Source organism: Candidatus Njordibacter sp. Uisw_039 (assembly GCF_047730075.1).
In the GTDB taxonomy this organism is placed as follows: Bacteria; Pseudomonadota; Gammaproteobacteria; order Pseudomonadales; family Balneatricaceae; genus Njordibacter.
The window spans coordinates 1814791-1829117 of sequence record NZ_CP159831.1 but is presented as its reverse complement, the minus strand read 5'-3'; the positions used below and the strand labels follow the sequence as shown (position 1 = coordinate 1829117).

The following is a 14327-nucleotide window of genomic DNA, read 5'->3' as shown; positions in this document are numbered from 1 at the left end:
TAGCGAGGTAATCCCCCCATTAACAACCGAAGTTAAAAGTAGAGATTTAGGCAGCTGCCAACTTCATCATTGGTGTAATGCCGTTTAACGCCATATTAGGGCGTTCGTTATTGTAGGTCCAAAGCCAATTTGTTGCATGCCTTTGAACCTCATCAATACTTTCAAACAGGTAATGGTTTAACCAATCATACCTCACAGTCCGATTGTAGCGCTCAACGTATGCATTTTGCTGAGGGTTACCTGGCTGTATAAATGCCAATTCTATGCCGTTGCTCTTGGCCCAGTCACCCAGCAGATTGCTGATGTATTCGGGTCCATTGTCACAACGAATTCGATTAGGCTTTCCACGCCATTCAATCACCTGATCTAGTGCTCTTATAACTCGGCTAGCAGGTAGTGAAAAATCCACCTCAATGGCCAACCCCTCTCTGTTGAAGTCATCGATGACATTAAATAGACGATAGCTTCTGCTGTCCGATAGTTGATCATGCATGAAATCCATCGACCAGCAATCGTTGATCGCCTCAGGAACAGACAGAGGCTCAGGCTTTTGCCTCACTAATCGCTTTTTAGGTTTTATACGTAAGTTGAGCTCAAGTTCACGGTAGATACGGTACACGCGCTTATGGTTCCATTGAAAACCCTTAACGTTACGCAAGTATAAATAACATAAACCAAAGCCCCAGTTACGCTGATTATGCGTCAGCCGAACGAGAAGGTCTGCAATCACCGCATTCTCACCGCTGAGCTTCGGCTGATATCGATAGCACGTTTCGCTTACGACAAAGATTTGGCAGGCCAAGCGTACGCTTATCGCCTTATTACTAACTGCTGCCTGAGCCATCTCTTTGCGCTGAGATGGCTTTACCACTTTTTTGCCATCGCCTCCTGAATAATTTCAGACTTCAAACGTTCTTCGGCATACATTTTTTTGAGGCGGCGATTTTCGTCTTCTAGTTCTTTCATTCGACCCATGAGCGATGCGTCCATGCCACCGTATTTAGCTCGCCATTTATAAAATGACGCATTGCTCATGCCATGTTCACGGCATAGCTCTGGGATAGGCACACCGCTTTCAGCTTGCTTGATGATAGCCAGTATTTGGCTGTCCGAATATCGTGATTTCTTCATGTAGATCTCCTTCGTAAAGTTTACGAGAAAATTCTACTTTTGGCCTCAGTTATTTTTCGGGGGGATTACCGCGAGATCTCATCATAACTAGCCAGTATAAAGACAAGACAGAGTTTATCTGATGCAAACACTGGAAGCTGTATCAAAATTCTCTATGCATAATTAATAAAATTAACACTTGTTAAACGTTAAAAACCTCATGCTTTAAGTGCTGTTAAGTCTAAAGCTTGTAATAAAGTGCATTCAAAATTGATAAAAACACCCAATCAGCAGAACCTGCCAACTGAGTAGAGATCTAACAACGGTTTCACTTTCTTCAGGCGTTAAGATTCATATTGATATTTTCTATCTGATAATATTGTGCTCTGGACCAAATGGGAAATGAGTAATATTTTCAGCCCCATCATCACCAACAATTAATATGTCATGTTCGCGATAACCACCAGCACCATTTACACCCTCTGGCAGAGTGATCATAGGTTCAATGGACACAACCATACCTGGCTCTATCACTGTGTCGATATCCTCTCGTAATTCAAGTCCAGCTTCGCGGCCATAATAATGAGAAAGAGATCCAAATGAATGCCCATATCCAAAAGTACGGTACTGAAGTAAATTGTGGGTTAGAAATATTTCATTAAGTTCTGCAGCAATGTCACTGCAAACTGCTCCAGGTTTAATAAGAGTCAAACCCTTTTTATGAACTTCACAATTTATCTCCCAAAGCTCAATCTCACGTTTAGTGGCTGAGTGGTAAAACATTGTGCGCTCTAGTGCCTGATAGTATCCTGAGATCATGGAAAAACAGTTCAGACTTAATATATCCCCTTTTTCTATTCGTCTAGTAGTGACAGGGTTATGAGCACCATCGGTATTGATACCAGACTGAAACCAAGTCCAAGAATCCATTAACTCTGTATGGGGATAGGTATTAGCAATGGCTCGAACCATTGCTTGTGTAGAGTGAAGTGCAACTTCATATTCTGGTGCACCTTCGCAAATGGCTTCAGCGCAAGCAGCACCGCCGATATCAGATACTCGAGCGCCTTGTCTAATTAATGCATGCTCTTCAGCAGATTTGATCATACGCATTTTCATAGTAGCCACACCAATGTCAACGAACTCAGCATCGGGCATAAACTCAGCTAACTTCTCTCTTCGTTCCAAAGTGATATGGTCATATTCAATACCGACTCTAGCTTTTCCGGGCACTAATTTTTTCAAAGCTCGAAAATAATTATCTTTTTCCCAGTCTGTATAAACAATGTTGTCATCGTAACTTTGACGCCAAGGCTGACCGCCATCAATATTTGCTGTAACGGTTGTATGTGCATCATGCGTAACGACTAACGCATAGGGCCGGCCAAATGAGCAATAAACAAAGTCAGCGAAATAATTAATATTATGAATAGATGAAAAAACAGCTGCATCAAGGTTCTCTGATGATAAATGCGCTCGCAATTTCCCATTACGATTTGCCATTTCAGCAGCAGAAAAAGTGGGTTTATCCTTAATGCCATTTTCAAAGTTGATAGCTTGTGGTCTTTCTATACGTTGCATATAGTATCTCCTGAATTGATACGTTAATTGAACTCTAGTTAGGTTAATTGAAAGATAATTATCCTGCGTTTACCTCGGGTATACAGAAAACATTTATGGGATCCCAGTGGGCATAAATTTTGCAGCCATAGGTTAACTCTAATGGCTCTATTTCTCGTTGTTGCTTTTGTACTATTAGCTCATTTTTGTTGTCATCTTCAAAATACAGAGTGACCACCGAACCAGTAAATTCTTCAGCAATAAATTGTATTTGGATCTCGTTTTTAGAGGATGTTTTTTCCTGTGATAATTCGACCATGTCTGCACTAATAACCAGTTCAACTGCCCCACCTGCAACATGGCTGTTATTTCCATCATGCAGATTAGACTCTATTACCCCAAAAGCTGTGTTACAGATCATGCTGTGTTCGTTTAGCTCTTTAATATAACCACTGATAATATTATTGGTGCCAACAAACTCGGCGACAAAACGGCTAGCTGGATTCCTATAAATTTCTTTGGGTGATCCAATTTGTTCTATAACGCCTTCACTCATGATGACAACTCTATCGGCCATTGCAAAAGCTTCAGACTGGCTATGGGTAACATAGACAAAAGTAATGCCCAGTTCCTTTTGTAGTCGAGTTAATACACTCTGCATGCGCACAACCAAATTCTGATCCAGTGCACTTAAAGGTTCATCCAAAAGCAGCACTGGTGGCTCAGTCACCAAGGCACGTGCTAGAGCAACTCTTTGTCGCTGCCCACCAGACAATTGGTCTATTGAACGATTTGCAAACTGTTCGATCTCCATCCGTTTAAGCCACTTTAATGATCTCTTCGTGCACTCAGATTTTTCTACGCCACGCATCTTAAGCCCAAACTCTACGTTTTCAATGACATTTAAAAAGGGGAAAAGGGCTAGGGTTTGCCAGACTAAAGGCGTTTCTCTTTCATGCGCTTTTAATTCATTCATACGCACACCATTTAGCCTTATCTCTCCACTTGAAGGTGTTTCGAGCCCAGCCAGCATCCGCAGTGTCGTTGTTTTCCCACACCCACTGGAACCCATAATTGCAAGGAACTCACCAGCTTTAATTTCAAAATTAATAGGTTGCACAGCGACTGCGCTACCAAACTGTTTTGTTACGTTCTCAAAAACTATCTGTCCTTCACTCATGATGTATCTCTATTTTATTGTTGTGGGTTTTTTAGTGAAAAGAAATAGCTGAGCAATCACCACTAAAGTCATTGTCGTGGCAAATACAAAAGATCCAATGGCGTTGATTTGGGGGTCAACATTACCTTGTAATATTTCCAGAATCACAACAGGAATAGACTTATTTAGACCCGATACGAACCAGGCAATTGCAAACTCATCAAATGACACAGCCATTGTTAGGCAGAGTGCAGAAATAATTGATGGTAGGGCAAATGGAATAATAACGTACCTCATAGTAGCCCATTCAGAAGCGCCTAAATTCCATGCCGCTGATTCCAGATCTTTGTCCATCTGCTGCAGACGAAGACGAATAATAGCCATAGCAAAAGGGGCCCCCAATACAGTGTGCGCAATAATTAGAGCCCATATTTGTCCTGAAATACCAAGCTTTGAAAACCAAGCAAGCATGGCTAAAGCGAGTATTATTAAAGGAATAGTTGGAGGCAATAATGCCAATGCTAAATATGCATTTTTAAACCTAAAATTATAACGAAAGTCTGTGTACGCGGTACAAAAACCAATAATAGTTGCTAACAAGGAGGCTGATAAGGCTACGATGATGCTAGTTCTGATGGCATCCCAGGTTTCTGGATCATTATAGACTTTGTCATACCAATTCCAGGTAAAGTGCCCTAATGGTAGTGATGGGAAGCGATCAGAATTGAATGAAAACACCACACTGGTGACAATTGGCATGAATATAAATACAAAAACTAGCAGTAAATAAATCCTTAACAGCCATACAATTGATTTGTCATTTAACATTGTCACTATCTCTTTTTGTAGGCAATCTTAATAGCACTAAGTGCAACCAGCATTAGTGTCACCATCATTACGGTTGCAATTACTGCAGCCCGAGGCCACTGTTGTCCTGATTTAGTGGTATCAATAATTAATATAGGAAGTGTTGGTGGGTTGGATCCTCCTAGATAGTAGGGACTGACAAAGTCGCCAAAACTTAGAATGAAGCAAAATAGAGCACCAATTATGAGGCCTATACGAGCCGCTGGAATAATGACTGAAACAATGGCGCGCACTCGTCCAGCACCTAAATTATGCGCTGCCTCAATAAGGTTTTTATCGATGCTCGCCATTGATAGGGTTTGTAAAATAATCACAAGAGGCAGCGTCAGGGTGAGATACCCAATATTGGTAGCAAACATTGTGTTCAACATTTTAATGGGCCCAATACCCAAATGACCAATAATGTTATTGACTACACCTGACTCTGCCATCAACACATACCAAGAAAACGTACGCACTAAGTAACTTGTGAAAAATGGGATAATTAAAAAGAAAATGGCCCACCGGCGTGCTGTTTCAGACAATTTGAATGCTAGGCAATATGATGCTGGAAAGGCGATGCAGGATGCAGTGAAAGTGGCTAGGGCAGCTAATCCCAATGAGAGTCCATAGCTATTCCAAAAATAGCCCTTGGAGAAAATTTTCATCCAGTTAACGAGTTCAAATGCCTCTACCATTCGATAATTTTTAACTAGAAAAAAAGACATGGCAATCATAAAAATAAGTGGTGCAAGAAAAAACAATACCTGCCAAATGATAACAGGTAGGCGCCAAGTTAATGCGTACACATCTAAACTTCTAATCCAATTTGAAAATATCATCCTTGTCCAGCCTGTAACATTCTTTATACCTCTACTTAATAAATGAAAATGGACCAACACTTAGGATGTTGATCCAAAATCTAGGAAGCTAGTCATCATTTAAATAATTGAACAGTTGGAGAATGTAATCATTATTAATGATGACTAGCTGTCAATTAAGAGCTTTTGTATTCAGACCAAACGTCATTCCAGTCTTCGAGACTTTGCTGAACTGGGATATCCCTGTAGTGAATACGACCGTCATTAATTAATTTTATTGGATTGTTACTAGCACCATCAATTTGTCCTGTGCGTTGTGCTTCAAAAAAGTTTTCTTTTCTCAACGCTGCTTGTCCCGCATTAGTCACACAAAAGGCAGGGTAAGCAGCCATCGATGCAGACTTGACTTGTCCTTTAGGTGAAAGTAAATAACGGATAAACTCATTTGCTATTGCAGCTTTTTTAGAGCCTTTGCCGATACAATATGACTCGGTCCATTGCAGTCCGCCTTCTTCTGGCACTACCGAAGTAACTGGCGCGCCATCCCTTTCAAGCGCCCCTGTGATCCAATCACCGATACCGCACATTGCCAACATCTCACCATTCTTTAGAGAGTTAAATGACCCGCCATAATCAAAAAAACCACCCGACTGTGAACGCAGACTCATCATTGTTTGCTGCACTTTTCCCCACTGAGTAGAGTCCAAGTTGAATGGACTAGGAATGTTTCCATTATATAGGCTAGCTGTTCCAAGATTGGGTAGATGCCAATCAAAGTGACCGACCTTACCTTTAAGGTTTTTATTCCAGAAGCAGTTGTAACTCATTGCTTCTTTTTCTGAAACCGCGTTACGATTATAAGAAACTCCAAGGAATCCAAATCGGATCATTGCTGAGTAAAGGTTTCCATCACGCCAGTGACCTGGGAAATTTTTGAAATCATCATGAATAAAATCATCAAATGGATAATCACTAGGATTAAGCTGTTGGATATGTCCCGCTTGGTCTAGTTGTTGGACAAACTCTCCATCTGACAAGATTAAATCGTAGGTTCCTGGTGGTGATTGGGCGATTAAGGCAAGCATATTATCGCCACCGGCGTAATACTTCGGCTTAAATTTAACATTATGCATAGCTTCAAATTCAGCCACCACATCCGCTTCACCATGACCATACCAAGCTAGCATGTTAATTTCAGTGGGTGCAGCCAAGGCTTTTCCTGAGGTGAAAATAGTGGGAAATGCCAATGCAGTGGCAATTCCACTAGATTGTTTTATAAAGCTTCTTCTAGACTTTTTATCAGTTTTAATTTTGTCACTCATATTCTTTTTCCTTTAGTTATAATTTTGAGGGCATCGAGATAAGGTTTATCAAGCTGTTTTTTTGGTAATAGATTTAACATAATCGACGTTAAATACGTCCTCTACTGAAAGTGAAATACCTTCAACGCAAACGTTCATTAATATTTCCCCCTTCACTTCACTTGCATTTTTTGCTGAAGATAAAGTTCCTGAAGGTGGGGTTAAATCAGAGTTGACTGGAAACATGTCATAGGGTGGAAAGGTAGCTGGGGGATGGTCTACTATTTTGTCAATATCAACCAAATGTGGATAAAGGTGCAACATTAAGGACGTCTCTAAAACACCCCCATGTTCCAAGTCCCAACCAGTAAAACCATCAGGGTAGAGAAGTTTTATTGTTGGAGCTTCAACAAAATCCCAGTAAGATATAATCATCACATTCATGTTGGTAATGCCATCCCAACCTAATTCTCGAATCGCTAGATCAATCCCTTCAATAATAAACATTGAATTTTCATAATGACCATTCATCATGACGATCTTTCGATTGCCGTGCCGTGCTAACTCTTTAATAACATCTCTAATAGTGTGCGTTAGAGTTTGACCGTCTAAACTGGTCGTACCCGGCATATGATTACCACCACCTGACTGCTGCTGTGATTTGTATCCATAAGCAATGGGTGGAGCAACCATTGCATTGCTGAGTCTATGGGCCACTGCCTCAGATATAGCTGTGGGAATCAATACGTCAGGATTCATTGACATGTGTGGGCCATGTTGTTCAAGCGCGCCGATAGGTAAAAAGATTATAGAGTTACCTTCAGACACAGATTTTTGATAGGTTACCCAATCAAGATCCGCCATAGAAACCATGTTGCCATCCCACTTTTATTGATACGATAAATCATCTTAACTAAAGGGAATATTAAAAATAAAATGGTATTTTTAGTTTTTAAGACACAGTTTTTCTGTGGTCTAAATATTTTAAGATGGATTTCTGTGGTCTATTGCTACAATATAGACGTTTATAACTAGGAGAAAGTCATGTGAATAGCTCACTCACTCTACGTCATTTACGCTATTTTATTGCCACTGCAGAGACGGGAAAAATTCAGTTAGCCGCAGAAAAAGTTCATATGAGTCCCTCAGCAGTAGCTGATGCGATAAAAAATCTTGAAAGCATATTAGGGATCGATCTTTTTGATCGTCATCGATACGGGGTGATTTTGACTTATGATGGGCATCGGTTTTTGAATAGTGCGCAGAGAATCTTAAATATGGTGGATGAATCGATATTCGCGTTTCATAATCAAAAGAAAAATACTGAAGGTCGATTTATCTTAGGCGCCTCTGTATCTGTAGTGGGTTATTTTTTACCAATCCCTTTAGGGCAGTTTGAAAAGATTTATCCAAAGGTTAAAGTTAATATTGTAGAAAATTCACGAGATGCTTTGGAGGAAAAACTACGGGCAAGAGAAATAGACATTGCGTTTATGATCACCTCTAATATTAAGACTGCCGAAGGTCTTGAGGTGGAAACTCTTTTTCGTTCAACCCGCACTCTTTGGTGCGCTGAAAGCCATCGATTTGCAAAAATGGATAAGGTACCTCTTGCTGAGATAGCAAAAGAATCTTATATAATGCTTGCAAGTGATGAGGCTGAATCAAATACTAACCAATTTTGGAAAATGTTCGCTCTTAAGCCTAATGTTAGAATAAAAACGCAATCAGTAGAAGCCGTCAGAAGTTTTATAGCAAGAGAAAGTGGAGTAGCTATTTTATCCAATATTCTCTACCGCCCCTGGTCACTTGATGGTACAAGAATTTTGTCAAAACAGATTGAAGAGCCTATACCAACAATGAATTTGGGTGTTGTCTGGAATAGTAATAAGCGTTTGCCCTTAATTCAACAACAGTTCATAGACTTTCTCAAGCAGGATTCCTGGCGTTTTTAACCCTGCGTTTTACAATTTTACTAATATAAATCAACGATTTGTGTTTTGTCCGCGCAACACTGGCAGTGTTGAGGTCAGCGGTTCGATCCCGCTAGGCCCACCAATTATTTAGCCTTAAGTTTTATAAACTAGGGCTTTTTTGTGCCTGACAGTTAAGTGTGTTTTTCATATTTTGCAACGAGATCATCACTTGTAGTGTAATTGGTCAATTGGCTAAAGATATTCGATTTGGGTACTATGAATCTTGAAGTTAGGAAGTAGATGCCTAATCCAAACGGCCTTAATTCATAAGAATAAAGCTTAGCGCTAATTGGTGTAGTGGGTTTCAACATAGATATTTGATCGCGTAAAGTGAATAAAGATGTGGAACAGTCTTTGATCGATAAACCTAGTCTAACAAACTAGGAGGAAGCACAAATGACGAAAATAATAGCTGACTATCTCGTTAAGAATACCTTTGTAATTTCCATGAACGAAGAACGAACGTGTTTTGAGCGTGGTGCAATCGCCATCCATGGAAAACGAATTGTGCTGGTGGGGGACGAAGTGGATGTGCTGCCCAAGGTGAGAGCAGCTAAGGTTATTGATGCAGGTGGTGCAGTCACTCACCCGGGGTTTGTTGATGCGCATGTCCATTTTATGAATACTGCGCGAGGAGCCTTCTCTGATGTCCTCGATACGAGCACGATGATGAACACACTACGTCGTTGGTGGGATGCAGTTGAGGAAGAAGATGAGCGAGCTGCCACCTTTCTCAATTGCCTTGAAATGTTATCAAATGGTACTACCTGCTTTCTCGAGGCCGGTACACTGCAATTTCCTGATGCTTCGGCTGAGGCTGCAGAGGCTGTTGGAATACGAGGATTTATTGGTGATCCATTCCTATGGGATTTACCTGCATCCCAAGGCACACAAGACATGACAAGAGCGCCACGAGATCTTGATCGAAGCCTTAATCTTCTGGGTGGGCAGCTCAAACGTAACAAAGAAGATGCATTGATTAAAGGTTGCGTGGTCTTGTTTGGGCTCGGCAGTGCCTCGAATGATCTTATGCGTGCCGCTAAGGAAAGGGCCGATCAAAGCGGTGTAATTTTTAGCCAACATCAATCTTTTGACCATCATGATACCGCGGTGGACGAAGAGCGTCTGGGGTCTCGCCCTATGCGCCATTACGCTGATTGCGACCTTATCGGCGAAAACTGCACCTTCAGCCACATGAACGATCTCGATCCTGATGAGGTTGGCATTGTTCAACAAGCAAAGATGTCGGTAGTTTGGTGTCCGGTTACCTCAATGAATCTTGGTGCTAAAGCTGCGCGAAACGCAAAGCATCTAGAGGTTTCTCGTGGAGGTGGGAATGTCGCCTTAGCCAGTGATGGGGTTTCATCGGGGTGTCGCTATGATGTCGGTTTGCAGGGACTTATGGCGCTTTTGTCAACACGTGCCAAGGCTGATAGCCGGACAACGATGACAGCGTTAGATGTACTTGAGCTCGCTACTATTGGTGGCGCAAAGGCAGTGGGGATGGAACGTGACATAGGTTCAATAGAAGTTGGCAAATATGCCGACATCGTTATCCGAAGATCTGATTTGCCTGAAGCACAACCCTTTTCTGATCCGATTCAATCTCTAGTCTATAACACTGGTTCGAAATCTATTTGGAAAGTGATCGTGAACGGGGAACTCGTTTGGGATGAAGGAAAGCCAGTGCGTGTGGAAGCTGGGTCTATTTACAGTGAGGCACAGCAATCTCATTGGCGCATGATGGATAAGTTAGGTTTGACGTCGCGCTATCATCGCCGTCCGATGCCTGACACAAAATGAATTAAGGACCACATAGAAATGTACAAACTCTATTACTCTCAAGGTCTGGCAAGTATAGTGCCCCATTTTGTCCTTCAAGAAATTGGAGCAGAATTTGATCTGGTGGAGATTGATCGTAGTAAAGGAGAACATCAAACCCCTGAGTATCTTGCCTTGAACCCTAACGGACGGATTCCAACGTTTAAGGATGGAGATAAGGTCTTGTTTGAAACTGCGGCGATATGTTTACATTTAGCAGACCATCATCCAGAAGCAAAGTTGATTCCCCTCCTAGGTACCTATGAAAGGTCTGAGGTTTATCAATGGATCACCTTTTTAACTAATTCGCTGCAGGTGGATTTCTGGCAGTTTTACCGACCAGAATTCTATGTCACTGCAGAACACTATGCTGATTACAAAACTGTGATGGCTGGGCATGTTGTGCGCCACCTCGAGGTCCTTGATGTACATTTGAAAGGCCGGGACTTTATGGTTGGCAATCAGCTTACCATTGTTGATTTCTACTTACTGATGCTTGGCCGCTGGTCACGTCACATAACCCCACCCACGCGCAGTTTTCCACATATTACACGAGTGCTTGAGTCACTGTGTAATCGAACGTCAGTTATCAGGACATTCGACCGAGAAGGCATTAGCTTGCCATATTTCTAACTAATGAGGATTAGGTAAATGACTAAACCAACAACGGCTAAGCGCAGGTTTATTATTGATGGGATGCAAGCAGATGAGTGTGACTCAGAAGTGTTTGAGGAATGGAGTAAAGGAGGTATCTCATGCGTTCATATAACCTGTATGAACTACACATTTGATAACACGCGAGAGGCTATATCAGCATTGTCCCGATGGCGACGTGCCTTTAATGATTACAGTAATTTGATTGCACCAGCCTGGGGTGTCGGTGACGTTGAACGTATTGCTGCTGAAGGAAAAACTGCAGTAATCCTAGGTTTTCAAAATACTCTTCCACTTGAGGATGACCTATCTCTTGTGGAGATATTCTATGATCTGGGTATTCGGTGTATCCAGATGTCCTATAACCATCAGGGTCAGGCAGGATCTGGTTGCCTGGAGCCAAATGACTCAGGTTTATCGCTTTATGGGAAGCGCATTGTCGGTGAAATGAACAGACTTGGAATGATTGTAGATGTATCTCACTGCGGTATCAAAACATCGATGGACTGTGTTGAAAATTCAACTATGCCGATTGCTGTGACCCACTCAAACTCCCTGAGTTTTTCCGCAAATGCTGAGTTGCCACATCGACTAAAATCTAATGAACTGATGCGTGCCGTAGCCGAAAGAGGGGGTATGTTCGGTATGGTGCTGTTTCCAGCGATGCTGCCGGGTGGCACCAGCTGTACCCTCGAGGGCTTTGTTGACTTGGTCGAACACACTGCACAGATCGTTGGTTCTGAGGGTCTTGGCCTCGGTACCGATTTTGTTTGGCGCAGGCCTTTGTCCTACATCCGTCAGGTGCGCACAGGTCGGAGTACCTTTGACTCGGCACCGGTTATTCCACCCGCATGGCCAGAGTGGATGAAGACGCCAGCTGATATCCCACGAATAGCAGACGAGCTTGCCCGCCGTAATTGGTCAGAGCATGATATTGATAATTTTATGGGTAAAAACTGGCTTCGATATTACCAACGTGTAATTGGCTGATGCTAGGGTGTAGTATCAATTGAACCAGCAGCTATTTACAAAATGTGTGGGTTGTCGCTAATTGCTGGAATCGGGCTTTTTGAACACTGCGTTTTCCCGTTTTCCTTATATAAATCAACGACTATAGTTTGTCCACCCCACCAAGCCCACCAAGCCCAGCATGTCGGTTTGGGCCAAGCGGGTAGATACCAACAAAAAACGAAGTGTAACCAAAAAGGGCCGGGGCGCGTATCCGGGTTTGATAATTAATGGAACGAAACTGATGACATCTCAGAACAGTTACGACTACATCATTGTGGGTGCTGGTTCCGCCGGGTGCGTGTTGGCGAACAGGCTTACGGAAGATGCGTCCGTCCGTGTATTGCTGGTGGAAGCCGGCGGCAGCGACCAAAACGTACTTGTTCAGATGCCCGTGGCCTGTGCGCTGGCGGCTCGTGATCCGCGCTTTGATTGGGGTTATCTGGGTGATCCGGAACCCCATTGTGATGGCCGGCAAATTCTGGAACATCGCGGCCGGATTTTGGGTGGATCGTCTTCTATCAATGGTATGGTCGCCAACCGGGGTAACCGGCGGGACTATGATGGCTGGGCAGCGGATGGTTTACCCGACTGGTCATTCGATAAGTGCTTGCCCTATTTTCGCAAAATGGAAACCTCTGATAAGGGGGCCAGTGAATGGCGTGGCGGTGATGGGCCACAGACAATTGAAACCTGTAAAGCCACGCATCCGCTGCACCAGGCATTTCTGAAAGCCGGTGAGCAGGCGGGTTATGCCATTACGCTGGATCAGAACGGTGCCCAGCACGAAGGCTTTCACGTGGCCCAGAGCTTCACGCGGAATGGCAATCGGTGCAGTACGGCGCGCGCTTATCTGCGTCCAGTGATGGGTCGCTCTAACCTGACCGTCGTCACCAACACGCTAACCCACAAGGTGTTCTTCGTTGGCAAACGCGCCACCGGAATTCGTGCCGACCGAAATGGTGAGCAAATCACCTATGAGGCCAGCCAGGAAGTAATCGTGTGCGGTGGCACTATTAATTCACCTCAGCTGTTGTTGTTGTCAGGTGTGGGTGATCCGTCTCATCTGGCCGATCATAATATCGCGTCTGTGGCCAGTGTGCCCGCCGTGGGACAGAATCTAGAAAATCACCCGATCGTGGCCATCACCTACGCGACGCCCAAGGGTGTTTCGCTGGCGGGCCAGTTCAGGGGCCTCGGTAAATATCGCATTGGCCTTCAATGGCTGTTTCTGAAATCCGGCTTGGGTGCCTCCACCATTTGTGAGACCGGGTGCTTTTTCAAAAGCTCTGACGATGTCGACTATGCCGATTTGCAGCACGAGTTCTATCCTATTGCTGCTGATATGGGTGATGCGGAATCGAACTTCGATGACGGCTTCATGTTCTCCATGGGCCTGATGCGCCCCGAAAGCCGGGGGCACGTGATGCTGAAATCCGCCGACCCGACGCAACACCCGTCAATCCAGTATAATTTCTTTGCCGCGGAAAGTGATCTGCGAGCCATGATCAATGGCGTCCGGCGGACCCGCGAGATGGCCGCCCAAAAAGCCTTTGACGGTTTACGCTTGGACGAAACAGCCCCCGGCAAAGACGTGCAAAGCGACGCCGAAATCCTCGCCTGGCTTCGCACTGCCGCCACTACGGAATTCCACCCCAGTTCAACCTGTCGCATGGGAACGGGTGATGATTCGGTCACTGATGCAGAGGGCCGGGTTCACGATACCGAAGGCCTGCGTGTGGTTGACGCATCCATCATGCCGCACAGTGTCACGGCCAATCTTAACGCGCCGGTCATCATGATGGCCGAGAAAATCGCTGACATAATTAAAACCACTCCATAATCTGGTGGGTGTTCATGCCCCATGTGCGGGCCAGTTGGTGGACGGTCTTGTTCACGGGCACGGCCCTTTGAGGAATAGAGGCGATCATATCGACGAACATCTGTGGTGGGACTTGGCAGATATGATCTTTAGTCCTACTTAACTTTTTGAGCTTTGATCCGGTTACTGTGAAGCGGATATTGTCATCAGTGGTCCAATCCAGAGATAAATCTGACCCAGTCACAAGGT

The 14327-nt window shown here is 43.8% G+C and carries 12 protein-coding genes; 5 read left to right on the top strand and 7 right to left on the bottom strand.

Going from position 1 to position 14327, the window contains the following annotated elements; all coding sequences use genetic code 11:
- Positions 1–46: 46 nt before the first annotated feature.
- The 7 genes from ABXT70_RS08670 to ABXT70_RS08640 form a co-directional block, all read right to left on the bottom strand.
- A protein-coding gene (locus ABXT70_RS08670) for an IS3 family transposase (protein WP_443640095.1) occupies positions 47–1131 on the bottom strand; the annotation gives its coding sequence in 2 pieces (ribosomal slippage) (positions 47–879 and positions 879–1131; 1086 coding nt in all).
- A gap of 345 nt (positions 1132–1476) precedes the next feature.
- Positions 1477–2691 carry an aminopeptidase P family protein gene (locus tag ABXT70_RS08665; RefSeq protein ID WP_443640094.1) on the bottom strand — a complete coding sequence of 405 codons (1215 nt, stop codon included), beginning with the start codon at positions 2689–2691 and terminating at the stop codon, positions 1477–1479.
- A gap of 58 nt (positions 2692–2749) precedes the next feature.
- Entirely contained in the window at positions 2750–3850 is a 1101-nt protein-coding gene (locus tag ABXT70_RS08660) for an ABC transporter ATP-binding protein (protein ID WP_443640093.1), read from the bottom strand.
- A 9-nt stretch (positions 3851–3859) separates the two neighbouring features.
- Entirely contained in the window at positions 3860–4657 is a 798-nt protein-coding gene (locus ABXT70_RS08655; protein WP_443640092.1) for an ABC transporter permease, read from the bottom strand.
- A 5-nt stretch (positions 4658–4662) separates the two neighbouring features.
- Positions 4663–5484, bottom strand: a complete 822-nt coding sequence (locus ABXT70_RS08650) for an ABC transporter permease (RefSeq protein WP_443640091.1) — start codon at positions 5482–5484, stop codon at positions 4663–4665.
- A gap of 188 nt (positions 5485–5672) precedes the next feature.
- A complete protein-coding gene (locus ABXT70_RS08645; protein ID WP_443640090.1) occupies positions 5673–6818 on the bottom strand; it encodes a polyamine ABC transporter substrate-binding protein in 1146 nt (381 codons plus the stop codon).
- Positions 6819–6866: 48 nt separating this feature from the next.
- Positions 6867–7670, bottom strand: coding sequence for a creatininase (locus ABXT70_RS08640; RefSeq protein WP_443640089.1), 804 nt, complete (start codon positions 7668–7670; stop codon positions 6867–6869).
- Positions 7671–7843: 173 nt separating this feature from the next.
- On the opposite strand from ABXT70_RS08640, the gene ABXT70_RS08635 reads away from it, so the two are divergent.
- The 5 genes from ABXT70_RS08635 to ABXT70_RS08615 all read left to right on the top strand — a co-directional run bounded on the left by ABXT70_RS08635 (position 7844) and on the right by ABXT70_RS08615 (position 14099).
- Positions 7844–8752: a LysR family transcriptional regulator gene (locus ABXT70_RS08635; protein WP_443640088.1), complete on the top strand. Its 909-nt coding sequence runs from the start codon at positions 7844–7846 to the stop codon at positions 8750–8752.
- A gap of 417 nt (positions 8753–9169) precedes the next feature.
- Positions 9170–10576, top strand: coding sequence for an amidohydrolase family protein (locus ABXT70_RS08630; RefSeq protein WP_443640087.1), 1407 nt, complete (start codon positions 9170–9172; stop codon positions 10574–10576).
- 18 nt (positions 10577–10594) lie between these two features.
- Positions 10595–11227, top strand: coding sequence for a glutathione S-transferase family protein (locus ABXT70_RS08625; protein ID WP_443640086.1), 633 nt, complete (start codon positions 10595–10597; stop codon positions 11225–11227).
- An 18-nt stretch (positions 11228–11245) separates the two neighbouring features.
- Positions 11246–12238 (top strand): dipeptidase, encoded by a 993-nt coding sequence (locus tag ABXT70_RS08620; RefSeq protein ID WP_443640085.1) that lies wholly within the window; start codon positions 11246–11248, stop codon positions 12236–12238.
- A gap of 262 nt (positions 12239–12500) precedes the next feature.
- A complete protein-coding gene (locus tag ABXT70_RS08615) occupies positions 12501–14099 on the top strand; it encodes a choline dehydrogenase (protein WP_443640084.1) in 1599 nt (532 codons plus the stop codon).
- Positions 14100–14327: the final 228 nt, after the last annotated feature.

Coding starts and splice junctions, on each gene's coding strand:
- ABXT70_RS08665 (WP_443640094.1), bottom strand. CDS start 2,691: ATGCAACGTATAGAAAGACCACAAGCTATCAACTTTGAAAATGGCATT.
- ABXT70_RS08660 (WP_443640093.1), bottom strand. CDS start 3,850: ATGAGTGAAGGACAGATAGTTTTTGAGAACGTAACAAAACAGTTTGGT.
- ABXT70_RS08655 (WP_443640092.1), bottom strand. CDS start 4,657: ATGTTAAATGACAAATCAATTGTATGGCTGTTAAGGATTTATTTACTG.
- ABXT70_RS08645 (WP_443640090.1), bottom strand. CDS start 6,818: ATGAGTGACAAAATTAAAACTGATAAAAAGTCTAGAAGAAGCTTTATA.
- ABXT70_RS08640 (WP_443640089.1), bottom strand. CDS start 7,670: ATGGTTTCTATGGCGGATCTTGATTGGGTAACCTATCAAAAATCTGTG.
- ABXT70_RS08630 (WP_443640087.1), top strand. CDS start 9,170: ATGACGAAAATAATAGCTGACTATCTCGTTAAGAATACCTTTGTAATT.
- ABXT70_RS08625 (WP_443640086.1), top strand. CDS start 10,595: ATGTACAAACTCTATTACTCTCAAGGTCTGGCAAGTATAGTGCCCCAT.
- ABXT70_RS08620 (WP_443640085.1), top strand. CDS start 11,246: ATGACTAAACCAACAACGGCTAAGCGCAGGTTTATTATTGATGGGATG.
- ABXT70_RS08615 (WP_443640084.1), top strand. CDS start 12,501: ATGACATCTCAGAACAGTTACGACTACATCATTGTGGGTGCTGGTTCC.